This is a genomic window from Oceanospirillum sanctuarii (assembly GCF_002150805.1).
GTDB classification, from domain to species: Bacteria; Pseudomonadota; Gammaproteobacteria; order Pseudomonadales; family Halomonadaceae; genus Oceanospirillum; species Oceanospirillum sanctuarii.
This window is the reverse complement of the sequence record NZ_MTBA01000004.1, coordinates 723362-746705: the sequence shown is the minus strand read 5'-3', so window position 1 is coordinate 746705 and position 23344 is coordinate 723362. Positions and strand designations below refer to the sequence as shown.

23 protein-coding genes and 4 tRNA genes are annotated in these 23344 nt (G+C 51.4%); 20 read left to right on the top strand and 7 right to left on the bottom strand.

All coding sequences use genetic code 11. The features are described 5' to 3' along the window. Positions 1–90: 90 nt before the first annotated feature. The 4 genes from BV405_RS10390 to BV405_RS10375 all read right to left on the bottom strand — a co-directional run bounded on the left by BV405_RS10390 (position 91) and on the right by BV405_RS10375 (position 4186). Positions 91–684 (bottom strand): class I SAM-dependent methyltransferase, encoded by a 594-nt coding sequence (locus BV405_RS10390; RefSeq protein WP_086480780.1) that lies wholly within the window; start codon positions 682–684, stop codon positions 91–93. Positions 685–693: 9 nt separating this feature from the next. Next, the gene (gene mnmC, locus BV405_RS10385; RefSeq protein WP_086480779.1) at positions 694–2799 is read right to left on the bottom strand and encodes a bifunctional tRNA (5-methylaminomethyl-2-thiouridine)(34)-methyltransferase MnmC2/FAD-dependent 5-carboxymethylaminomethyl-2-thiouridine(34) oxidoreductase MnmC1; all 2106 of its coding nucleotides are present in this window, start codon (positions 2797–2799) and stop codon (positions 694–696) included. 411 nt (positions 2800–3210) lie between these two features. Beyond that, positions 3211–3510 (bottom strand): YciI family protein, encoded by a 300-nt coding sequence (locus BV405_RS10380; protein WP_086480778.1) that lies wholly within the window; start codon positions 3508–3510, stop codon positions 3211–3213. Positions 3511–3568: 58 nt separating this feature from the next. Beyond that, entirely contained in the window at positions 3569–4186 is a 618-nt protein-coding gene (locus BV405_RS10375; protein WP_086480777.1) for a septation protein A, read from the bottom strand. Between the two features lie 232 nt (positions 4187–4418). On the opposite strand from BV405_RS10375, the gene BV405_RS10370 reads away from it, so the two are divergent. From BV405_RS10370 to nadA, 9 genes are all read left to right on the top strand, one after another. Further along, positions 4419–5276, top strand: coding sequence for a PHP domain-containing protein (locus tag BV405_RS10370; RefSeq protein WP_086480776.1), 858 nt, complete (start codon positions 4419–4421; stop codon positions 5274–5276). Between the two features lie 129 nt (positions 5277–5405). Then, positions 5406–6026 carry an L-threonylcarbamoyladenylate synthase gene (locus tag BV405_RS10365; RefSeq protein ID WP_086480775.1) on the top strand — a complete coding sequence of 207 codons (621 nt, stop codon included), beginning with the start codon at positions 5406–5408 and terminating at the stop codon, positions 6024–6026. Between the two features lie 433 nt (positions 6027–6459). Further along, on the top strand, positions 6460–7383 hold the full coding sequence (locus tag BV405_RS10360; protein WP_245832312.1) for a segregation and condensation protein A: 924 nt from the start codon (positions 6460–6462) through the stop codon (positions 7381–7383). Then, positions 7373–8302: an SMC-Scp complex subunit ScpB gene (gene scpB / locus BV405_RS10355; protein ID WP_086480773.1), complete on the top strand. Its 930-nt coding sequence runs from the start codon at positions 7373–7375 to the stop codon at positions 8300–8302. Before BV405_RS10360 ends, scpB begins: the two co-directional genes overlap by 11 nt. A gap of 72 nt (positions 8303–8374) precedes the next feature. Continuing rightward, positions 8375–9175, top strand: coding sequence for a 23S rRNA pseudouridine(2605) synthase RluB (gene rluB, locus BV405_RS10350; RefSeq protein ID WP_086481161.1), 801 nt, complete (start codon positions 8375–8377; stop codon positions 9173–9175). An 83-nt stretch (positions 9176–9258) separates the two neighbouring features. Next, a tRNA-Lys gene (locus tag BV405_RS10345) sits at positions 9259–9334 on the top strand. 57 nt (positions 9335–9391) lie between these two features. Continuing rightward, positions 9392–9467, top strand: a tRNA-Lys gene (locus BV405_RS10340). Positions 9468–9536: 69 nt separating this feature from the next. Continuing rightward, positions 9537–9612, top strand: a tRNA-Lys gene (locus BV405_RS10335). Between the two features lie 260 nt (positions 9613–9872). Beyond that, entirely contained in the window at positions 9873–10910 is a 1038-nt protein-coding gene (nadA, locus tag BV405_RS10330) for a quinolinate synthase NadA (RefSeq protein ID WP_086480772.1), read from the top strand. Positions 10911–11027: 117 nt separating this feature from the next. Here nadA and BV405_RS10325 read toward each other — a convergent pair whose 3' ends face one another. After that, a complete protein-coding gene (locus BV405_RS10325) occupies positions 11028–12557 on the bottom strand; it encodes a M48 family metalloprotease (protein WP_217895622.1) in 1530 nt (509 codons plus the stop codon). Positions 12558–12844: 287 nt separating this feature from the next. Between BV405_RS10325 and BV405_RS10320 the strand changes: the two genes are divergently transcribed. Then, positions 12845–13081, top strand: a complete 237-nt coding sequence (locus BV405_RS10320; protein WP_086480770.1) for a sulfurtransferase TusA family protein — start codon at positions 12845–12847, stop codon at positions 13079–13081. Between the two features lie 8 nt (positions 13082–13089). Beyond that, the gene (locus tag BV405_RS10315; RefSeq protein WP_086480769.1) at positions 13090–14175 is read left to right on the top strand and encodes an AI-2E family transporter; all 1086 of its coding nucleotides are present in this window, start codon (positions 13090–13092) and stop codon (positions 14173–14175) included. An 18-nt stretch (positions 14176–14193) separates the two neighbouring features. On the opposite strand, the gene BV405_RS10310 is transcribed toward BV405_RS10315, so the two are convergent. After that, positions 14194–15336: a sensor domain-containing diguanylate cyclase gene (locus BV405_RS10310; protein WP_140054548.1), complete on the bottom strand. Its 1143-nt coding sequence runs from the start codon at positions 15334–15336 to the stop codon at positions 14194–14196. Between the two features lie 247 nt (positions 15337–15583). Then, positions 15584–15652: transfer RNA gene (locus BV405_RS17680), tRNA-Ser, on the bottom strand. A gap of 159 nt (positions 15653–15811) precedes the next feature. On the opposite strand from BV405_RS17680, the gene BV405_RS10300 reads away from it, so the two are divergent. The 9 genes from BV405_RS10300 to BV405_RS10260 all read left to right on the top strand — a co-directional run bounded on the left by BV405_RS10300 (position 15812) and on the right by BV405_RS10260 (position 22775). Next, the gene (locus tag BV405_RS10300) at positions 15812–17164 is read left to right on the top strand and encodes a site-specific integrase (protein WP_086480766.1); all 1353 of its coding nucleotides are present in this window, start codon (positions 15812–15814) and stop codon (positions 17162–17164) included. Positions 17165–17481: 317 nt separating this feature from the next. Continuing rightward, positions 17482–18324 (top strand): DUF6387 family protein, encoded by an 843-nt coding sequence (locus tag BV405_RS10295; RefSeq protein ID WP_086480765.1) that lies wholly within the window; start codon positions 17482–17484, stop codon positions 18322–18324. Positions 18325–18491: 167 nt separating this feature from the next. Further along, on the top strand, positions 18492–18740 hold the full coding sequence (locus tag BV405_RS10290) for a helix-turn-helix domain-containing protein (protein WP_086480764.1): 249 nt from the start codon (positions 18492–18494) through the stop codon (positions 18738–18740). 13 nt (positions 18741–18753) lie between these two features. After that, positions 18754–19074, top strand: coding sequence for a hypothetical protein (locus BV405_RS10285; RefSeq protein WP_086480763.1), 321 nt, complete (start codon positions 18754–18756; stop codon positions 19072–19074). Continuing rightward, on the top strand, positions 19071–19574 hold the full coding sequence (locus BV405_RS10280) for an AP2/ERF family transcription factor (RefSeq protein ID WP_086480762.1): 504 nt from the start codon (positions 19071–19073) through the stop codon (positions 19572–19574). Before BV405_RS10285 ends, BV405_RS10280 begins: the two co-directional genes overlap by 4 nt. Before the next feature lie 299 nt (positions 19575–19873). After that, a complete protein-coding gene (locus BV405_RS17675; RefSeq protein WP_176330110.1) occupies positions 19874–20041 on the top strand; it encodes a hypothetical protein in 168 nt (55 codons plus the stop codon). Continuing rightward, positions 20038–20298, top strand: a complete 261-nt coding sequence (locus tag BV405_RS10270) for a hypothetical protein (protein ID WP_086480760.1) — start codon at positions 20038–20040, stop codon at positions 20296–20298. Before BV405_RS17675 ends, BV405_RS10270 begins: the two co-directional genes overlap by 4 nt. Next, a complete protein-coding gene (locus tag BV405_RS10265) occupies positions 20291–21211 on the top strand; it encodes a primase/helicase family protein (protein ID WP_086480759.1) in 921 nt (306 codons plus the stop codon). The genes BV405_RS10270 and BV405_RS10265 overlap by 8 nt, the downstream gene beginning before the upstream one ends. Next, entirely contained in the window at positions 21201–22775 is a 1575-nt protein-coding gene (locus tag BV405_RS10260) for a YfjI family protein (RefSeq protein ID WP_086480758.1), read from the top strand. The genes BV405_RS10265 and BV405_RS10260 overlap by 11 nt, the downstream gene beginning before the upstream one ends. Positions 22776–23344 lie beyond the last annotated feature (569 nt).

Genomic DNA, 23344 nt, shown 5'->3' with positions numbered 1-23344 from the left:
GGTTAAACGCCTGCCTGTCATTTAAGCGACCGCTTAAGCGGCCTTCTCAACCGTCTTTCCTAAATCGTCTTTCCTAAACCAGCCATCGGATCACAGACGATAGCGATAGATGCGGGTTTGGTAGAGATCGTTCAGTGTCTGTTGCTCATCCGGTTCAAACCCCGGCAGGGCAAAGCAGATGCTGATCAGTTGTTGCGATCGGTCTGAGGGTCTGGATAGCTCTTCTGATGTCAAAAGTTCTGAGAGCCGGGCCATGCCCTTCGGGTAGAGGTAGGTAAAGAGAATATCCCCGTGACTTAACGGCACCGGCAAATTGGTGCCTGAAAAGTTCTCCCGATAGATCGTCAGGTTATTCATCAGCAAAAAGCGAGCCAGCAGACGGCTGACCAGCCAGGGGATAAAAGAGAGTTCGTAGCCGATCACCTGAGCCTCGGGATATCGGCGGGCGAGCTGGAATACCAGATGCCCCCAGCCGGAACCGCAGTCGATCAGTGTCAGGCCGCGTCCGTTATGGAAATCCTTAACCGGTTCGGACATTTCCAGCATAAACAGCACGGCCTGATGGGCTTTGCGGGAGCTGGGCATGGGGGAGATACCCGCCCGCAAGCTGCCGATCAGAATACTGAGAACGGCAACAAGGGCTAAAACGATCAGCCCCAGTTGCAATGCTTCCGGCCAGGCCATCGTTACGACTTACAGGCGGCCACGAATCAGCCCGCGAATAATAAAGCGGCTGGGCTGTAGGGCGCTGATCAGTTCGCGCTCCAGCGGCATGGGTTGTCCGGCAATATAACCGGCCAGTACTTCGGCGCAGAGAGGCGCACTGGCAAGGCCACGGGAGCCGTGTCCGGTATTCAGCCAGAGACCGCCGTAATATTGTGGTAGCTCATCAGGCACTTTCGTGGCGTCGTGACGAAGCTGTGCAAAGCGCTCCAGCATGGCTTCATAAACCGGCACCGGACCGGTGAGTGGGACATAGTCGGGACTTGCGCAGCGGAAACCCACTTTGCCGTTGAGGGCTGCTGTATCCACTCCGCTTTCTGCCAGCTGGTTGGAGAACTCCGGCATCGCCTGCTGCATCAGCTCAAGGTTGTGCTGCTGGTCGCTGTCTCTGAGTTCGGTTTCTTCATCTTTCAGATTAAAGCTGGCACCGAGACACAGAGTGTTATCGATAGCCGGGGCGATATAACCCTCGTGGCAGATAACGGTTTTCAGCTCCGGCGTTTCCGCTTGAGTGGCGAGATAGGTGGTCTGGCCGCGAATCGCTTTGGTAGGCAGCCATCTGGTTTGATCGAAGTGTTTGGCGCTGGCGGCACAGGCGATCACTACCTGATCTGCGCTTAAAATTTCCTGACCTGCCTGATCCAACAGCTGCCAGCCGGTTTCTGTGTTCTGCAGTTTATCCACAAACTGACCTGTGATCAGGCGGATATTGTCGTGCTGGCTTAGCTGCTGACAGATCAGGTTCGGTCGTGCCCAACCCGCCTGTGGAAACCAGAGACCACTCTGATGCAATGCTGTGCCGCTCAGTTCAGAGGCCTGTTCCGCTGAAACCGCCTGCAGCAGATCCGCCGGGAACTGATTACGTTCCATAAAGCTCTGCTGGCGCTTCACCTCTTTCTCGGTGTGAGCCAGCTGCAGCACACCACAGGGTTGCCAGAGCAATTGTGAAAAATCGGTTTGTTGATCGTGCTGATTCAGCTGCTGTTGCAGGCTGTTAAAGTAGTGGCGGGAGAACTCAAAACCACTCAGATAGAAACGGCTGTGGGCCGAAGGTTCTGTGCCCAGCTTGACGTAGAGTACGCCCTGACGGTTGCCGGAGCCTTCAAGCCCCACACTTTTATGCTGTTCGATCAGGCGGACCTGAAAGCCCTGCTGAGCCAGCGCATAAGCTGTTGTGGTACCTGCGATACCGGCACCGACCACGGCAATATGTTGTGCCTTCTGCTGACAGCTGTTTTCAGGCTGGCGGAACCAGGGCGTATCCTGCCATGGGGTTGCCAGTGGCAGCGGCTCGACCGGAATCACATCCGGTGCCGGATTAACGCTTTGGATCGCATTGCCTTCGGCATCAAGTATCAGCTCGCCGCACACCATGTGGCGTTTGCGGCCAAAGCCTTTCACCTTTTTCACTTCAAAACCTGCGCCCTTAAGACCGTTACGCACGATACCGGCGGCGGTAAAGGTGGCTACAGTGGTGCCGTGATCGCTTAAGCGGCGGATCGCCTGAAACAGTTCCGGAGTCCACATCTCAGGGTTTTTCGCCGGGGCAAAGCCATCCAGAAACCAGGCATCGATTCTGGCTTCAAGGGCGGAGAAACACTCGCTGGCATCGCCCTGCAGCAGGGTCAGCTGTACACGGCCATTATCAAAGTGGCGGCGGTGGCTACCGGGAATCGGCAGGGGATAAGCCTCAATCAGCTGATCTGCCAGCGGCTTCAGTTCCGGCCAGAGTTCCAGCGACTGCTTCAGGTCGTTAAAACTCAGGGGAAACTTTTCCACAGAAACAAAGTGCAGGCGGGCATCTTTCGGGGCGAACGCTTCAAACGCCTGCCAGGCGCAGAGAAAGTTAAGGCCGGTGCCGAATCCGGTTTCGGCGATCACAAAGGGACGCTGGCTAAACTCCGGCTCCTGCCAGCGTTCCGGCAGACGGTTATGCTGCAGAAAGACATAGCGGGTTTCATCTAGACCACTGGCTTTGGAGAAATAAACATCATCAAAGGCCTGAGAGATCGGCAGCTGGTTTTCGTCCCAGTTAAGCTCGGCGTGGTTCAGGGTTTGGTAGTGATTGTTAGCCATAGAGGTGTGATCCGGATTCGATAGCTTTGCGCTGTTGCTAGCAGTGCTGTTAGTAACTGTTTGGCGCTGTTGTCTGAGAAGACAACGGTGCCTTTGCCTGAATAAAGAAGGCGGCTAAAAATTGGTTAAAAAATAGACAATCTGAGGCTCTGCTATACCGTGCAACCGTTTGCGCTCGGTATCCTGCTTAGATCCACAAAGTTATCCACAGAAACTGTTGGAAAAGTCAAAAATCGTCAGAAATTCATGCAGTTATAGCAAAGGCTTAGAATGCAAAAACGGGCGCAAATTGCAAACCCGTTTTTGAACTTTCTGCTTTTTCAGTCGGTTAGATAACAGACTTCTGTAAAGCATTTTTGACCACCTTATGACAGGTCTTTTCCTGCACAGGCGGAGCCAGTGACTACCGGTTTAAGGCAGAACCTTACGGAACGGCTTAACGGTCACTTTCTCGTAAACGCCAGCAGCAAAGTAAGGGTCTGCATCTGCCCAGCTTTGTGCGTCTTCCAGAGAATCAAACTCAGCAACCACAAGGCTGCCGGTAAAGCCTGCTTCGCCCGGATCGTTGCTGTCGATAGCGGGGTGTGGGCCAGCCAGAATCAGGCGACCTTCTTCCTGCAGTTTTTGCAGGCGCTCAAGGTGCGCCGGACGGGCTTCCATACGTTGGGCCAGAGTGCCTTCTTTGTCCTGACAGATAAATGCGTAAAGCATGGGTTCTATTCCTCAGTCTCTTGCGATGGCCGAATCTCAGGGATTCGGCTCAGGATAATTAAGGGAGTTCTTTGTTGCTGTTGTTAGCACTAGCACTATCGTTTGCTGCAGTGCTGTCTGAGTCTTTGCTATCAGAAGCATCGTCGTCAGTCTTAATATGCTTCGCCAGCCAGATACCCTGAATAATGATAAACAGCAGAGTCAGCCCCAGCATACCGAACAGCTTAAAGTTCACCCAGGCTTCTTCACTGTAGAAGGTGAACACGGCGATATTGATGGCACCCATCGCCAGAAAGAAGATGATCCAATAGGCGTTAAGCGTATTCCACTGTGCCGATGGCAGCTGAATCTGGCTTTCCATCATGCGCTGGATCAGAGGTTTCTTGCCGATCACGTAGCTACCGATAAAGGCGGCTGCGAACAGCCAGTTCACCACGGTCGGTTTCCACTGGATAAAGGCTTTGTCCTGCAGCAGAACGGTAGCGCCACCCATGACGATGATGAGCACCAGAGTGACGATGTGCATCTTTTCGATCTTACGGGTTTTAAACCAAGAGATAGCGATCTGCAGGATGGTTGCGGGAATCAGAACGGCGGTGGCCAGAATCATATCCTTGGTGTAGTGGTAAACCCCAAAGAAGATGGCGATCGGGAAAAAATCTAAGAGTAATTTCATGGTGTTATCAGACGGAGTCTTTCATACTCAGTTGGTAAGCCTGTTGAATTGAGAAAGGTTCAGCAGGCTTGTGATTAAAGTTCGGGCAATCTTCGCATGTTGGGCTGTTATTTTACAGCGATGCCCCCAAATAAGTGTCTGCCCGATAGTTGCCGGTTTTACCTGTTAAGCCGGAAATCAGGTCGGTGCAGAGCTGAAATGTTTTGAGTGTTTTTTCTGTAAAAGGTTTTCCATGAACGCATATTGGTCCGGATTTGATCTGCACAGCCATTCTACCTGCTCAGACGGGCGCTTATCGCCTACAGAGCTGGTGCAGCTGGCTGCCAGCGAAGGCGTACACACCCTGTCGCTGACTGACCATGATACGGTTCAGGGTATTCCTGAAGCCCGTCAGGCGGCAGAGGCTGCAGGTATCGGTCTGATCGCAGGTGTTGAGATCTCTACCACCTGGAGCGGCTGCAACGTGCATATTGTTGGCCTGAATCTGGATATCGACAATCCGGTTTTGGTAGAAGGTCTGAAAGAGCAGCAGGCGGCGCGCCAGAAGCGGGCGGAGATTATTGCCGAAAAACTCAGTTCTTTAGGTGTGGAAAACTTTCTGCAAAAGGCTGAATCGGTGGCAAAAGGGGCTGAGTTGGGTCGCCCACACTTCGCTCAGGTACTGGTGGATGAAGGTGTGGTTGAGAATATGCCGGAAGCCTTTAAGAAGTATCTGGGTGCCGGTAAGAAGGGTGATGTGAAAAGTCTCTGGCCGACGGTGGAAAAAGCGGTGGAGTGGATTAAGGCCGCTGGTGGTGTTGCAGTGGTGGCTCACCCTTTGCATTACAAAATGACTAATATGAAGCGTCGTGCGTTGCTGAAAGCCTTTAAAGATGCAGGCGGTGAAGCGATGGAGGTGGTCTCCGGTTCTCAACAGTCCCGGGATCAGACCAACTATATGGCGCAGCTGGCAAAAGAGTATGATCTGGCGGCGAGTGTCGGCAGTGACTTCCATTTTCCGAGCCAGTGGCAGAAGCCGGGTAAAACCAATCATCTGCCGGAGACGGTCAACCCTGTCTGGATGCTATGGCAGGATGAGCCTGCTCACTAGGCAGAAGGCCATATTCAGCAGACCAGTCTCGGCTAGCTGCTCTCAGAGCAGCCAGAACAGAAATGCCACAGATAAAATGGCATCGAAAAGAGATAAAGAACAAACACAACGATTGATGAGGATGTGACCATGAGCCAATTTTTTCAGATTCATCCGGATAATCCTCAGGACCGTCTGATTCGTCAGGCGGTTGAGATTCTCCGCAAGGGTGGCGTGATCGCATACCCAACCGATTCCGGCTACGCCCTGGGTTGTCACCTTGGGGATAAGAAAGCGGTAGAGCGCATCAAGCGTATCCGTCAGCTGGATCAGAAGCACAACTTTACGCTGGTATGCGGCGATCTGTCGGATATCTCCACCTATGCCAAGGTGGATAACAGCCTGTACCGGTTACTGAAAGCCCATACGCCGGGGCCTTATACCTTTATTCTCAACGCCACCACAGAAGTGCCGCGCCTGCTGCTGCACCCGAAACGTCGTTCCATCGGGGTGCGTATTCCGGAGCATGCGATTACGCTGGCGCTATTGGAGCAGTTTGGTGAACCTATTATGAGCACCACCCTGATCCTGCCGGGAGATGAGCATCCTCAGACTGATCCTTATGAAATTCGTGATGTGCTGGAGCATGCACTGGATCTGATCATTGATGGCGGTGCCTGCTCGATGGATGTGACCTCTGTGGTGGATGTTCGTGAGCTGCCACCAACGGTGATCCGTGAGGGTAAAGGTGATGTCAGCGTTTTTGAATAACCTGTAGAGCAGACCTTCAGATCGCTTGCGGTACAGAAAAATCCTGTGGGATGAATGAGTTAGAGCGTCCTTTCACAAATCAGCTCCGCAAAGCGTAAAAGCCCCGTGCCATCTGATCTCAGATCACGGGGCTTTTTCTTTTCAGCGAACCCTTCCTGAACTGGTGACGAAGGTTTTGTGTGTTAGAATGCGGCACACATTGATTGAATGATTCACCTCTTCAGACCGCTTTTTCAGCCCTTCTTTAATAAATGACATCGGCTGAGTAAGTGGCAAATCACCGGGAGACAGACGGCCGAGATGGTTGACTGCAACAGACACTTTTCCTCTTTATCTCTGTATGACGATCAGCTGAATCCGCTGAGGTTTTCTGCCGTCTGCAATCAGAGAGAAGAGATGCAAATGTTAAACAGGGAGTGTTGAACCTGTGTCTATAGCCGTTGAGCCTTCATCCATCCCTGTTGAGCCGGAACAGCTCGACTTCTGGGCGCGTATCGGTGATGAAACCGTTACCGAGCCGCCGCAGGATCTCTACATTCCGCCGGAAGCCCTGAGGGTTTTTCTGGAAGCCTTTGAAGGTCCGCTGGATCTTCTGCTGTATCTGATCCGTCGACAGAATCTGGATATCCTCAGCGTTAATGTTGCTGAGATCACCCGTCAGTACATGGAATATGTCGACCTGATGCGTGAGCTGCAGATTGAACTGGCCGGTGAATATCTGGTGATGGCGGCGCTTTTGGCAGAGATCAAATCCCGTAGCCTGCTGCCCCGTCAGAATGTGGAAGGTGAAGAGGACGAAGATGATCCGACCACGACACTGCTGCGTCGTTTGCAGGAATATGAACAGCTGAAAGAAGCCTCTGAAAAGCTGGATGAGCTGCCCCGGGTTGAGCGTGACGTTACACCGGTTCAGCTGGCACCGCCGGAATTTGAGGTTTACCGGGCACCGCCTGAGGTGGATCTGCAGGAGATTCTGATGGCGATGGCGCAGGTGGTTCAGCGTGCTGAGTTGCAGACCCATCACCACATTGAACTGGAACCCCTGTCAACCCGGGAGCGTATGAGTCAGATTCTGGAGTCTCTGACTGAAGACAGATTCTATCCGTTTGAGAGCCTCTTTACGCTGGAAGAGGGGCGAATGGGGGTGGTGGTGACCTTCCTTGCGATTATGGAGCTGATCAAAGCCCGCTCCATTGAACTGGTTCAGAATGAGCCCTTCAGCCCGATCCATGTCCGCTCGCGTATTCTGACTGAGTCGGGTACAGAGGGTGAAGCCGGAGCGGAAGACGATATTGAAGAGGATGACGGAGCAGCCTTTGAAGGCGCGATCCCTAAAGAGGTAACGGATGAAAACTGAACAGCTGAAGCCCGTTATTGAAGCGGTATTGATGGTGTCGGATCAGCCGCTGGCGCTGGATCAGATCGCCGAGTTGTTTGATGAATACGAGCGCCCCTCTAAAGGTGTGCTGAAAGATGTGCTGCGCCAACTGGGTGATGATTATCAGGGGCGTGGTATCGAACTGATTGAAGTGGCCAGTGGCTGGCGGATTCAGGCGCGTAAAGAACACGCGAACCGTATCGCCCGTCTCTGGACGGAGCGGCCGCAAAAGTATTCCCGCGCCCTGCTGGAAACTCTGGCGCTGATCGCTTATCGCCAGCCGGTAACCCGTGGTGATATTGAAGAGATCCGTGGTGTCAGTGTCAGTAGTTCTATTATGAAAACACTGGTGGAGCGGGAGTGGGTTCGTGTTGTGGGTTATCGCGATGTGCCGGGAAGACCGGCGATGTACGCCACCACCCGACATTTTCTGGATTATTTTAATCTGAAAACACTGGATGAGTTGCCTACCCTGAATGAGATTAGGGAGCTGGGTGATCGCATGCAGGAAGAGCAGCAGCAGGCGATTGCTGATGAAGAGGCCCGCATGCTGGCGGCTCAGGAAGAGAAGCGTCGTCAGATGATGGAAGAAGCCCGGGCGGAGATGGAAGCTCAGGGACTGAACGTCGCAGATGATGACGAAGAGGATGATGACGGCGAAGGATCCGATGTGGATCTGGATAACTTGCCGGAGATTCTGACCTTCTCGGAGCTGAGTCAGCGTTTTGATGAGCGCATGAGTCAGAAAGCTGAGCAGGAAAGTCAGGCCGGGTTGTCTTATGACGCTGCATCGGAAACAACAAATTCTGCGGATGGGGTTACTGAAACCGCATCCCATGATGAAACAAGACAGGTTGTATCGGCGGATGATTTGCCTCCGATACCTGATAGTGAATAAAAGGTTAATTCTGTGAAAGATATCAACGAAGTAAAAACTGAGAAACTGCAAAAGGTTCTGGCCCGTACCGGTATGGGTTCCCGTCGTGAGATGGAGCGCCTGATCGAAACCGGTGAGGTGGCGATTAACGGCCAGACCGCTAAGCTGGGTGACCGTGTTTCTATTAATGATCGCGTGACCGTTCACGGTCGTCTGGTGAAGCTGGTTTCTGAAGAAGAAGTACCGCGCCGTGTGATCATGTACAGCAAGCCGGAAGGTGAGCTGTGTACCCGTCACGATCCTCAGGGTCGTCGTACCGTATTTGATCGTCTGCCAAAACTGAAAGGTGAGCGCTGGATCTCCATCGGTCGTCTGGATATCAACACCAGTGGTCTGCTGCTGTTCACCACTGATGGTGAGCTGGCAAACCGTCTGATGCACCCGTCTCAGCAGATTGAGCGTGAGTATGCGGTTCGTGTTATGGGGGATGTGAAACCTGAACACGTAAAAGCGATGGTGGAAGGTGTGATGCTGGAAGATGGCATGGCGAACTTTACCGACGTGCAGGAGTTCGGTGGTGAAGGTATCAACACCTGGTTCCACGTGGTGATTATGGAAGGTCGTAACCGTGAGGTTCGTCGTCTGTGGGAATCTCAGGGCCTGACCGTAAGCCGCCTGAAGCGTGTACGTTATGGCAGCATCTTCCTGGATAAACGTGCCCGTGCCGGTGAGTGGATCGAGCTGACTCAGCAGGAGATCGACCAGCTGTCAGAGATGGCGGGACTGGAAAAACGTCGTGTGCGTGACACCATCGATAACCGTGACCGTATTGAGCGTCAGCGTAAAAAGACCCGTGCGATTCGTAACGTGAATAAAAACCAGCGTTCGAAATAACGTTTTGATAAAAAAAGAAAAATAGATTTAAAAAAGGGGTTGCGCATCCTGAAAAGCTGCGTATAATGCGCCCCAAGTTGAATGGGTCGTTAGCTCAGTCGGTAGAGCAGTTGGCTTTTAACCAATTGGTCATAGGTTCGAATCCTATACGACCCACCAATTCAACTTTCCTAACTTGCTGATTCTGAACGTAAGTTTATATTTTCAGTAAGTCGTGGGTCGTTAGCTCAGTCGGTAGAGCAGTTGGCTTTTAACCAATTGGTCATAGGTTCGAATCCTATACGACCCACCATTTTTGCTTTTTTGACCTCGAATTTTTACCGCTTTATGCATAAACTTTCGTATCAGTGTCATAAGTAAAGGGTCGTTAGCTCAGTCGGTAGAGCAGTTGGCTTTTAACCAATTGGTCATAGGTTCGAATCCTATACGACCCACCAGATTCTAAAAAATCCCGCATCTGATGCGGGATTTTTTTTGCCCAGAGTTTTTCCTTCGATTTACTTTATCCACAGGTGCTTTTCGGAACGAAAGGCTTCACAGCAGTTGAAAGCTTCATCTGTTGTCAGGATTTTGTGCTAAAATTCGCAGCCATCTTTTTTTGTTTGATTACCGCTTCGCCAAGAGGTTGCCGCCAGCCATCCGCTGTGCCGTGAAACCTGCGAAGTGCTGAATCCTATAGACGAGTTGAATCCAGCCCATGACTATGCAAGCAGACCAGGCACTGGTTCGGGAACACCTGTCCAATTTGGGGGCACCGGAAGAACTGAGCGCCGAGAAAAAAGCAGAGCTTACTGCACGTATCAAGCAACTTCTGAAAGAGCAGGATGCGGTTCTTGTGGCGCACTACTACTGCAGCCATGAGATTCAGGCGCTGGCAGAAGAGACCGGCGGTTGTGTAGCGGATTCTCTGGAAATGGCTCGTTTCGGTGCTAACCATGATGCGAAAACACTGGTGGTTGCCGGTGTTAAGTTTATGGGTGAAACCTCTAAGATTCTGAGTCCTGAAAAGCGCGTTCTGATGCCAACTCTGGAAGCGACCTGCTCGCTGGATCTGGGTTGCCCTGTTGATGAGTTCAGTGCTTTCTGTGATCAGCATCCTGACCGTACCGTTGTGGTTTACGCGAACACCTCTGCTGCGGTTAAAGCCCGCGCAGACTGGGTGGTAACCTCCAGTATCGCTTTGCAGGTGGTTGAGCACCTGAAAGACAAAGGCGAGAAAATTATCTGGGCTCCGGATAAGCATCTTGGCGGTTATGTGCAGAACAAAACCGGCGCAGATATGATTCTGTGGGACAGCGCCTGTATTGTGCATGAAGAGTTTAAAGCCAAAGGTGTTCTGGATCTGAAGAAAGTTTATCCGGATGCCGCTGTTCTGGTTCACCCGGAATCACCGGCAGCGGTTGTCGAGATTGCTGATGTGGTGGGCTCTACTTCTCAGCTGATCAACGCAGCTAAAGAGATGGATAACCAGACCTTTATCGTGGCGACTGATCGCGGCATCTTCTACAAAATGCAGCAGCTGTGCCCGGAAAAAACCTTCCTTGAAGCACCAACCGCTGGCAGCGGTGCAACCTGTCGTAGCTGTGCTCACTGCCCCTGGATGGCGATGAATGAACTGGAGTCTCTGGTTCATGTGCTGGAAACCGGAGATCAGGAAGTATTTGTTGATGCGGAGCTGGGTGAAAAAGCGATGCGTCCACTGACCCGTATGCTGCAGTTCACCGCCGCTAAATAAGCAGGCTTCATGTCCTGTTAACTGGCTGTGCTGCATAGAAAAAGCCCGATATTCTTCTCGAATATCGGGCCTTTTTGCGTTTGAAATCTGGCTTTGTGTCTGGTCGGGGAGGCTGTCTTACTTGTTGAAGTCCAGCTCTTTGAACAGGGTTTCCAGGTCTTTGATGCGGTGATCGATACGGGCAAATTCGATGGGATCATTACTGGCGTATTCCCGTGCCAGTTTCAGTTCCTTGACGCCATGGGGAATGTCGCCGGTCAGCTGGTGAAATTCAGCATTGGCTTTATATACCGTCAGCAGATCTTTGGCATCGGTAGCGGCTTTAGCCAACTGCTGCCACACCCAGGGATCTTCCGGGCGCTCTTTGCTCAACGCTTTAAAAGCTTCAACGGCTTCTGCCGTTTTACCGGCATTGAGATAGGTCTGGGCGATAAAGGCTTTTACTGCCATTTTGTCCGGTGTTTCTTTCAGTTGGGCATCGAGCAGGGCAAATGCCTGATCGCTTTGACCAATCGCTACCAACACTTTGGCGGTCAGCAGGCGGAAATAAAGATGATCCGGTTGCAGTGCCAGCTGTTCAGCCAGTTGACGGGCATTGTCGGGCTTACCCTGATCCAGAGCATCAAGAATATCAGCATAGAGTTTGACTGGTTCCTTCATACTGTCCGGTACGCTTTTCAGCAGAGCGGTCAGGGCGACAGGTCTGTCTTTGACCTGAGTCTGATGCAGTAACGCCCGAACCCGGATCAGCTGAAACTCAAGATTGCTGTAAAAGGTTTGAAGATCGGTATCCCGTTCCCGCTCTTTGGCGAAAGCGATCCGGCTTTGGGTCAGCGGGTGGGTCAGCAGGAACTCAGGTGCATTACCGCCATTGGTGCGCGCTTCTGCCTGCAGGAGTTCAAACATGCGTGCCATGCCGCTGCTGTCGAACCCCGCATCGGTCAGCACCTGAAAACCAACGGCATCGGCTTCCTGTTCATGTAAGCGGCTGAATTGCAGTTGATTCTGAATCGCTGCGGCCTGAGAACTGGCAATTGCGGCAACACCGGCCTGTGTGTGGCCGTTGGCGCTCAGTACTAAACCCGTCAGCATGGCGGTTAATAGCGGCAGACTCTGGCCTTCGGCATTGTCTTTACGGCGGGCGTAGTGGCGTTGGCTCAGGTGAGCCAGTTCGTGTGCCAGAACCGAGGCGACCATATCTTCATCTTCCGCTTTCAGCAGCAGAGCGCTGTGCACTCCCATAACACCACCGGGAACCGCAAAGGCGTTGATGGTTTTAGCGTTGATGGCAACAAGGTTCAGGCGGCGTTCATAAAGCTCGGCTTCAACGGCCAGTTTATCCACCAGACCTTCAAGGTAGCTCTGTAGAATCGGGTCATAAATAATGGGGCTGCTGGCGCGATATTGACGTAACCAGGCACGACCTAGCGTGTATTCACGGTTGGTGGTGATACGATCCGGCTGATCACTACCGATACTGGGCAGTTTATTCTGATTGGTTTCAGCCAGCAGCTGAGGGCTGTAAAGTGCCGAGGCCGTCAGTGCAGATCCTGTCAGTAGCAAGCCAAAACTTAGCCCGGCAGCCTGAACACTTTTTTTGCACTGGTGTCCGAAAGCTTTAAGCTGATGCTGGGTTTTTCTGGGCATTAGGAGTGGCACGTGAGATCCCTGTGGTAAGTCGGTAACTACTGTTGGTTTACTGGAGTGCATCTGTCGGTTTCTGGAGAACATCGCCGATCGGTCATCTTTTTAAGGTAAACCTTTAGTTGAGACAACAGGTTACCTCATCAGTTTCTGATGCAAAAGTTAAGGACTGTTAAGCTGGTCCTGAAACAGGGATTATCTTGCACTTTAAGCTGTGATCCCCTTTAATCAGTCGTTGTTTTTTACAAGCATGATTCCAATAAAAACAGATAGTTAATCCGAGGGAACAAATGGCGCAAGCAATCGATCAAGAGCTGGATACCAGAGGTCTGCACTGCCCGATGCCTCTGTTGAAGGCGAAGTTAGCACTTAATTCGATGCAGGCTGGTGAGGTCGTTCGGGTTGTGGCAACAGATGCGGGTTCGTGGGATGACTTTGAGGCTTTTGTGCGCCAGAGCCCTCATGAGCTGATCAGTCGTGAGCAGGAAGGCGACGAATTTGTCTACTGTATCCGGAAAGGGGAATAGGTAGCGTCATGGCGATGAAGGATGTGGCCCGTTATTGGGCTCAGCGTTATTTCTCGGATGAAGAAGCAGTTATTTTCTTTCTGTTGCTGATCGGTGGATTCAGCATCGTTATCTTTATGGGCACTATGCTGGCTCCGTTTCTGGCCAGTGTGGTTCTGGCATACCTTTTAGCCGGGGTGGTCAGAAAACTCGAAGATATTCATGTGCCCTTTAAACTGGCCGTTGTGCTGGTATTTCTGGTCTTTGTCAGCCTCTTATCCGCTTTGGTGCTGGTGGTCTTTCCGCTGGTATGGCGGCAGCTGATGGCGTTGATTGATGAATTGCCCGGTATGTTGTCCACGGGACAGCAGTTGCTTCTGCTACTTCCGGAGCAGTATCCGAGCCTGATCAGTCAGGAGCAGATGCAGGAGCTGATCGGTGTTGCTGCCGTTGAGATCGGTCAGGTGGGCCAAAAACTGGTGTCTCTGTCTTTGGCTTCTGTGCCGAATCTGTTTGCCATCATGATCTATCTGGTTCTGGTGCCGATTCTGGTGTTCTTCCTGCTGAAAGACCGTGATCTGCTGATCAACTGGTTTGTCAGCCACCTGCCGGAAAAGCGTGTCTTTATGACAGGGATCTGGCGTGAAATGGATCAGCAGCTGGCGAACTACATTCGCGGTAAGTTCATTGAGATCGTGATTGTTGGTGTAGCAACTTATCTGGGGCTTATCGCTTTTGGTGTGCAGTATTCAGCACTACTGGGGGTGTTGGTGGGGCTTTCGGTTCTGGTACCTTATATCGGTGCTGCCGTGGTCACGGTACCTGTGGTGCTGATCGGTATGTTCCAGTTTGGCCTGAACGATACCTTCTTCTATATGTTATTGGTGTATGGCGTGATTCAGGCGCTGGACGGCAACGTGTTGGTCCCTCTGCTGTTCTCTGAGGCGGTGAATCTGCACCCGGTGGCAATCATCGTGGCTGTGCTGGCTTTTGGCGGGATCTGGGGCTTCTGGGGGATCTTCTTTGCGATTCCTCTGGCAACGCTTCTGAAGGCGATCCTTTATGCCTGGCCAAGGGCGGTGGATGCCACAGAACCTGCAGCTGTTGCGGAGTAATTCAATTCAGGATGTGGGTCAGAAGAGTTCGATATCCGCTAACTGAGTGTTGGCGGATTCGGTTCGGTTTCGGCCCAGATCCTTCGCCCGATAGAGCGCCTGATCCGCAATACGGAAAAGCTCATCGGGTTCTGCCGGCAGCTCCGGGTTTACCCGAGCGCTGTAGCAGCCTAAAGAGCAGGTCATCACACCAAAGCCTTCGTTATTAACGTGTTCAACCTGCAGATCAAATACCTGCTGTCGGATCGCTTCTGAAGCTTGCTCTGCTTCTTCTTCATCCAGCAATGCCAGTAATGCGAACTCTTCACCCCCCAAGCGGAAAGCGTGTGCCTGAGCTGTATGGTTATCCTTATTCAGACGAATACAGACTTCCTCCAGACAGAAAGCGACCTGAGCCAGTGCGGTATCACCTTTCTGGTGGCCGTAGGTGTCATTAAATTTTTTAAAGTGGTCGATATCCAGCAGAACCAGCCCGATATGGGAGGACTGGTGACAGGTGCCCTTGAGCATGGATTCAAACAGTTCGTTGAAATAGCGGCGGTTATAGAGGCCGGTAAGCGGATCACGAAGAGATAACTCTCGCACGATGCGGTGGTCAGTAATATCCTGGTGTACCGCGATATAACCTGTCTTTTTACCTTTCTGGTCATAATCTGCCGTAATGGAAGCGGCAACCCAGTAGGCGGTGCCGTCTTTGCGACGGTTACACATCTCACCGGACCAACTCTGATCCTGATTCAGGGTGTGCCAAAGCTCTTCATAAACTTTGTTATCGGTTTGAGGGTGACGGATAACACCATGGCTGTTGCCGATCAGTTCATCGCGGGAATAGCCCGAGATATCGCAAAAGGCTTTACTGACATCGGTAATATTGCCGTACAGATCAGTGCGGGAGGTAATGACGTAGCGGTTGATAATGCCAAGATAGGACTGCGCCAGATGGTTAGCGGTTTCCCGGGTTTCAACCTCATTGGAGAGGCGGCGATTCCAGTAAACCACCACGACAATCAGAGCGGTAACAAAGAACATCCATTGCAGGTAGACACGATTAACCGCCTGCTCCTGAGCGGCATAGGCATCAGGAATCAGAGTTAGCGTTGCAAGTGCTGTCAGAGTCAGTAGCAAAGTTCTTGTTATTGTCAGATGCAGCTTTCTTAACACAGGAATCCTTTTCAAAAGCTAACTTTTGGAATCATTATGACACAGCTGCGCTGCAAACTATCCGTTGCAGATCAATTTTGGCGAAAACAGGTCTGAAAAATACCTTGTTTGAATCCGGCTGCAACTTGTCTGCGTATCTTAAGTCAGAGAATGGCAGGCTAAAGTCGCTAATGGATAGTGTTCAGCTGGCCGAACAGATTTTGAAACAGGTTATTTCGGCTGGAAAGGGTAAGAGAAAGCGAAGAGATGGTGCCCCAAGCAGGAGTCGAACCTGCGGCCTTCCCCTTAGGAGGGGGTAATTTGGACAAACAAGGGCAAACGAGTCACAATCAATTTCAATTTTTTCATTTCAAAAAATCCTTTAATATCAATTAGTTAATCTATTTTTTGTCGTTTATGATTGTTTTAGGGTGTTGACTCTAAGTTGTGCCGCTGTGTACCTATGCTGTACCTAGAAATTTTCAGGTACAGGAAAATGGCCAAAACCACCGAAAAAATCACCGCTAAAAAACTTCTCCAAATGGCGAGAACAATTTCCTCAGGTCAGGCTGTGGGGGATGTTTTCGATACCGAGATTATGGGATTCCATGTTCGCCCAGGGAAAAAGAGTATTAGTTTTCGGATTAAGTACCTGGCACCCGGCACCAACAACCAAAAAGTTTATACCTTGGGGCGCTTTCCGGATCTTTCGGCAGAACAGGCCAGAGAGTTGGCTAAGGATCTGTTGGGGAGAGTGGCGAGAGGTGTCGATATTCAGGAGATCAAGAAGAACGCCAAAAAGGAATCTGATCTTCAAAAGCAACTGACGGTATCCGCTTATCTGGATGGGGCTTATTCGGTTTATCAGAACCGGAGAAAGAAAGGCCGTGAAACCCTAACCATGATCCGCAATCACTTTGCTGATCTGCTCCCCAAATCAATGTCCCAAATTACACCCCGAGATATTGAGCGGTGGCAGATCCAGAAAGAGAGTCAGGATTTAGCATGGCCAACGATTGAACGGATTTATGGTGCGCTCAATACCTTGCTTAATCATGCTGTGACGAAAGGCTTTATTGAGGCTAACCCGATCAAGGGGCACCGCCTTGAAAAACCCGCAATGACAGAGGCTGAATTGTCAGCTGCTCAAGGAAGGCGTTATCTGGAGCAGCACGAAACAGAGGCATTATTCAGGGGGCTGGACTTATACCAGGAAGAGAAACGCCAGCAACGGAGAAATAGCAGAGCGCATGGTAAGGCTCATTTGCCGGATCTGGATGCTGTGCCTTATGTGGATCACGTTAAGCCCTGGATCTTGACCATGTACTTCACTGGTTTTCGACCTGGTGACCTCTTTGGGCTTCGCTGGGAGCATGTGAACCTGAACTTTGCCACGATCACAAAGACAATCGAAAAGACTGCCCACCACCAACCTGAGCCCCGTTCCTTTCCGGTCAGTCAGCCGGTGATTGATGTTCTGACAACCTGGCATGAACAAAAGGGCAGACCTGAAAGCGGGTATGTGTTTCCGTCTGAAAGAACAGGCGGAAGGATGGATAAGACCTCGATGCAAAGTCCCTGGGCAAAAGTCCGGACGTTGGCCGGTTTACCTGGGGAACTTGTGCTTTATACGCTCCGGCATAACTTCGCCAGTCAGCTGATCATGGCGGGAATAGACCTATTGGCAGTATCTGAGCTAATGGCGCATACCGATATTCAGACCACCATTAAAAACTATGGTCACTTGAGACCGAACCACAAGCGCAATGCTGTAGAGGTTTTTGCCAGTCGGGCAACGGCACCTGATCAACCTGATGATCTAGAAAGTTCGCGCCAGCAGATTGAGTAATCTTTATTGGCTGGCGCATGTTGATCCCTTCCAGCTTTCTTTCGTTTTTCCGCAATTCCTAACCCGCTGCGGATTTTGCGGATTTGCGGAAAATCCCATTCCAGAGACTTTTCAGCCCTGCGGACGTTTTGCGGATAACTGCGGATTTGCGGAAAAGTTGCGGATTCTTTCCCTTTTGCTTTGTTTCTTGTTGTTGTTTTTTGACAGTGCTGTAAAAATATACAGTACCAGCCATAGGGTGACGACCCGAAGAGCAAAGCACCCTCTTTGCCTGGGCTGGTGATCTTAATTGAGGGTTGCTGTTAAGGGGACGGCTGATGGACGTTATCAAGGATACCGGCAAGTTGCCGGAGTGGTTCGATGTCGATAAGTATCAGGTCTTTGATGCTTTGGGGGATCTGGAGCTGCTGGAGCAGCTGGAGGCGAGGCTGCTGATGAGGGAAGAGATCTCTTCCATTGAAGATGAACTCTATTATCAGAGCATTATGGAAAACCCGCTGATCAACTTCGAGCATTGCCACGCTCAAGCAAGGAAATCCATTGGCACCAACTTACAGTCAGAAGAGTTTGCTTACTGGAACCAAAGAAACAAGTCAGAGGGTAAACAACTGGCCAGAAGCGCCAGCGATGCTATCCGCCCGGTTTCTCTATTTGAGGCTTACTTTATTGGTGAACAGGCTAGGGAAGCTATGGGGCTGTCCGGTTCAGTAGGGATTGAGCCGCAGCACCTGGCATCCGCAAAATTCCGGGCTGACTTTAACAACAGCTTGAATGCCATTGCTTCTGAGAGTCAGACTTTGAACCTCTCTATCAACCTGGATTACTCAGATGACTTGATTCTAAAAGAATTGAAGCAGCTGCTTCCAAAGCTCCGGGAGCAAATGAACTGGCCTGCTGTTGCTAAGGGCAAACACACACCATCCATTAGAGACCGGTTATCGGAGCATAAAGTTATCCCGTTTCTGGATTTGTCTTACTGGGCTCAGGTTGAGGGTAAAGAGATCCCTTATCGTGTTTATGCCGCAGCCCTTTTCAAAGAGGCTCAGAATGGCGAGAAAGGAGAAGAATACATCCGGAAAACGCTCAAGCCATTTTTAGATAAAGTTATGGCTGATGGGTTTACTGATGACTGGCGAGCAAAAATTAAGGCAGTAGCATAGAATTTTTGGAAAATAATACCGGTATGTTTTTCTTTTGAGATCATGCCGGTAAATTTTTTCTGGGATCTATACCGGCAGTAAAATCCCTTTTTTACCTACCTCGAAGCTCTCTATAACCCTGTTTAACCTCTGCTCACACTAACCAACGTAGAGCCTCGAGGTAAAACATGAGTACACCAAACACTCACACAGTTTTAATCACAAGTGCCCAAGCTGCCGAAGCATTGGGTTTCAGTGAATACACTCTTCGTTTAAGCCGTACCACCGGAAAGCTGGCAGGCGTTCAGGCACCGCCATTTTTAAAGGTGGGGCGCAGTGTGCGATATAAGCAAGCTGATCTGTTTGAATGGCTGGCGCAGTTCGACACTTTCACCAACACAGCTCAGGCCGAGATGGCCGCCATGTCTGCGGCATAGGGGAGGGGGCTAGATGAAAGAGTTACAACCAGCGACCCCCGTTAAGAAAGCCGCCAGCCGTAAGCCACCGAAAAAGATTATAGCCCTTCGCTATCTTATGACGCGATCAATGATTCAGCTTGAGGCTTTGAATCTTTATGGGGAATGCTGCTTACATTCAACGATCAGCGAACTTTGTCACCGGCATGGTCTGGAATTTGACCGTAAATCACACCCACACCAACACCGCCATGGTGGAACTGCTTATTTCACCCGTTACACACTGAAAGAGAGCAGTCGATCAGCAGCCCAGGCACTGTTAGACAAATATGCCCCTCCGGAGGTGGCCGCATGATTCAGCCCTCTTTAAATCAATCCGATCTCAAAAGCCTTATGGATTACGATCCGGAAACAGGGAGTTTTACTCAAAAAACGAAGCGCCCAGGAGTTAAACAAGGAGCGATTGCCGGTTCGTTGATGCTGAATGGTTATATCCAGATTCGGGTTTTGGGACGTAAGTATTTGGCGCACAGATTAGCGTTCTTATACATGATGGGAGAGATGCCAAGTGAGTGTGTTGACCATATAGACGGTAATCCATCCAATAACACCTGGTCTAACTTGCGCTTAGCCTCTCATGCTCAAAATATGAGAAATAGGAAGGCTGTATCAGGTTACAAAGGTGTAAGTGCTCATAGGGGCAACTTCAGGGCTGTTATTACTGCGAAGGGCGTCAGGTACAACCTGGGCTCGTTTCTCACTGCTGATCTTGCCGCTCAAGCTTATGACAGAGCAGCAATAAAGCTTCATGGGAGTTTTGCGCGTGTTAACAAACTATCAGAGGTGGCCGCATGATTCAGCCCTTCCTGTCCTTGTGTTCTGTTGGGGCTGGCGCTAGTATCCCGACTGCTGGCTTAAACACCCAGCAAGGCAGGTGGATTAAACACCCACAGGCAGATGACGACATAGGAAAATTCAGCATACCCCCATTCCAGCTAGACGGGATAATTCCGTCTAGCCGCTCCTGTTTTGGGGGCATGGGTCGGGATCCAAGCGGCTTGACCGCAAACCCCCCGCTGCGCCTCCTATGTCGGCGCTGTTTTGCGGATGCCCGATCCACCCTGCGTCAGTTCAATGACATAGGGAAACTTCACATGATTTATACCTTCCTGATTGCCCCTAAGTGGGTGATGGTGGCTAAGCTTAGCCGTGTTCGCCTGGTTAGTTGTTATGCCTCAAATCTCAAACAAGCCCGTTCCTCTTTTGCTGGTCTATCGCTGGCGCTTGTCTGTCGCAAACCGGTTAAGGAGGGTCAGCAATGAGCCTCAATACACAAACCGCATTTCAGGCCGGACTCCTACAGAAATACTCTGAACAACTGCTTACCGCCCATAGTGGAGCCGTAACTATCACCCGGTTGGTGACACGCAGCCTGGAGAGCCAGGAAAGAATCCTGAGTGATGATGAGACTGTTTCTCTGATGGATGCTCTTGAATCAATCGCTGATCAGGTGGCAGAGATTGCCGCCCGTATTGAAGAGATTAGCGAGGCACGCAATCCGGAGGTGAATCATGGGTAAGTTATTCACACCGGTTCAGGTTGTTGATGCTTTCAAGGCGGCAATGATCAAAGCCCTTGGGGCAGTACCTGATACTGTGGAGCTGGCGCAGATCACCCGCTTTGATGATCCGAAGGCGGCAAAAGGAAATAAAGCCTGCTATTGTCAGTTGTTCACAGATGGTCACCCCGCCGGTTACTTTGGCAACTGGCGCACCGGGCACTATGAGACCTGGGTAATGGGTGGTTATTCCACTATGAGCGCCACTGAGCGCCACCACTTCCGCCAGAAGATTGAACAGGCAAAGGCAGACCGAGAGCGCCAGCGAGAAAAGCAGCAGCGTTCAGCACAAGCTCGGGCGGTTTCGCTCTGGGCTAGGCGTTTGCCTCCTAATCCACAACACCCCTACTTAGCTGAAAAACAGGTACTCCCAGGGGTTGCCTGTCAGATGCCAGCAAGCCCTTGTCTGTTATTTCCTCTACAAGATACTGAAGGTCAGCTCTGGAGCTTGCAGTTTATCGCCCCTGATGGTGGTAAAAAGTTTCTGTCCGGAGGAAGGAAGAAAGGGTGTTTCATTCCGGTACAGATGCCGGATACCGCCAGCAACACCATGATTTGTGAAGGATGGGCAACCGGTCAGACTTTGGCTGAGTTTTATCCGGAGTCCCGGGTATTGGCCGCACTGGATGCCGGGAACCTGTTGCCTGTGGCGAAGGCCGCCCGTCAAAAGTGGCCTGAGTCCCGTTTACTGATTTGTGGGGATGATGACCGGCAGAAAGAGATCAACACCGGAGCGACCAAAGCCCGGGAGGCATCTATTGAGACTGGTGCGCAGCTGGCGCTCCCTCAGTGGCCGGATAATGCGCCCGATTCTCTGACTGACTTCAACGACCTGGCCAACTGGATGAAATCAGGGGGTGGGCATGGGAGCTAACCAAGCAAAGAGCAGTCCTCAGAATATTGGTGAGTCTCAAAGAGGGGCGGTGATGTCCCAGGCTCTGCCTATGAATGTCGTTCCTCTGCCTAAGCCTGATCCATTACCAGAAAGGGAGATTGCGCCAGCTTATCCGGTTGATGCTTTGGGCGGCTGGTTGTCTGATGCGGCTTTGGCCATTGCTGAGCATGTTCAGTTGCCGTTATCGGTTGCCGCCCAGACCGTATTGTCCGTTGCGTCACTGGTGACCCAAGGGCATATCACCGTTAAGCGGGGGCACTATAGCGGCCATGATCCTGTAAGCCTTTATTTTATGAGTATCCTTGAATCCGGAGACCGTAAATCATCTGCGGATAAGATTGCTCTGAAACCGGTTAGAGACTTTGAGCAGAAACAAAGAGAGCTGTTCAGAGAATCCCGAAAGCGGTTTGAGTCAGAGCAAGTTGCCTGGGATCTCCGGAGGAAATCAATAGAGGACTCCTTTAAGCCAAAGAAGCAGGAGCAGATCAGCGAGGCAAAACAGCAGGAGCTGGCGCAGCTCTTAACTGACCATGAGACAAAGCGCCCGGTCTCGATGAATGACCCCTCTATGCTGATGAGTGAGCCAACAGCCGAGGGTATCTTCTGGCACCTAAAGAACTGCTCTTACAGTAGCGGCCTATTCAACGATGAGGCTGTGGGGTTCTTTGGCGGTCACGGAATGACCCAGGAGGCCAGAGGCCGGACAATCAGCCTGATCTGTAAGATTTGGGATTCAGGGGCGGCTGATAAAAGTCGGGCTCAATTCAAAGAGCATATTTCCGGCAGGCGTTTAACGGCACACCTGATGATGCAACCGGTTATTGCTGCGGACGTTTTAGGAGACCCCCTGTTAAGGGATCAGGGGTTTTTGCCCCGCTTTCTGGTGGTGGCTGAACCTTCTATGGCGGGAACCCGGTTTATCAGTAATCGGGGAGGTGACCAAGGTGCCTATAGTGACCCAAGGATTACCCGATACTTCACCCAGGTAGAACGCTTGCTTAATGATCAGCTACAGCCTGCGGATTCTGCGGACGAAGGTTTGATCTTTCACCACCTGGAACTTGAGGGGGAGGCGCTGGACGCATGGCGGCTGCTCCATGATGGGATTGAAAGTGAGCTTCACCCTGAGGGGCGTTATTACGGAATCAAAGGGTTTGGATCTAAGGCCGCAGAACAGGCCGCCCGTATTGCCGCCATCTTATCCAGGGTAGAAGGTCGAGACACCATAGACCCGGGGCATGTTCAGCGAGCGGGCAAATTGGTTGCCTACTATCTGGAATCCATGCTGGCGCAGACGAATAACGCAGCCGAAGATCAGGAGCGGATAGAGGCTCGGGAGCTGTTGGAGTGGATCCGGAGAAACGGAGGAACCATTACGTCAGCTGAGTTTAAACGCTTACCCATGGCTTACCGGTCAGCCAAAAAGGCAAGGGCATTGCTGGAGGAACTGGACGCAGAGGGCTATATAGAAGTCTCTGATTTTGGCCGCAATGGTAGATCCCGAGCCTGGAAAGCATTAGCGGGAGGGGCTGGGGATGATTGATCTGATTGCCCATGGTGCCCGGGTAACCGGAAATCCGCAGTTATCCGCAAAACGTCCGCAGAGCCGCAACTGCTCTGGAGTGCCGTTTTCCGCAAATCCGCAATATCCGCAGCCGGTAAGCTTTGCGGAAAAGCGCCAGCTCCACCTTGACCCTGATTGGATTACTGCCCGGGATAACTGGCACCGGCACTATTTCAGGTGTAAGGCTTGTCAGATCTACCACAGGGGGCATAAGAGCAGGCCACCTAACAACCCATGCTTAGCCGGAAGTAAGCTGTATCAGCAGTACCGACAGGCCAGCGAGTAAAAGAGAACCCAGATTAGCGATTGCCGGTCTGGGGTTCTTTTTTTGGGGGAGTGGCTAAAGTGGCTATTTCTGAAATCCGCAGTTATCCGCAAAACGTCCGCAGATCCGCAACCGCCTGGGAATGAGGTTTTCCGCAAATCCGCAATATCCGCAGCAGGTGGGGTTATCGCTTTGGCCAGCAGATCAACGGAGCGCCAGCAAAAAAACCTAGGTTCTTCCTGGGGCATATTTCATGTCCACGGGGGCGCAGAACCTCGGATTT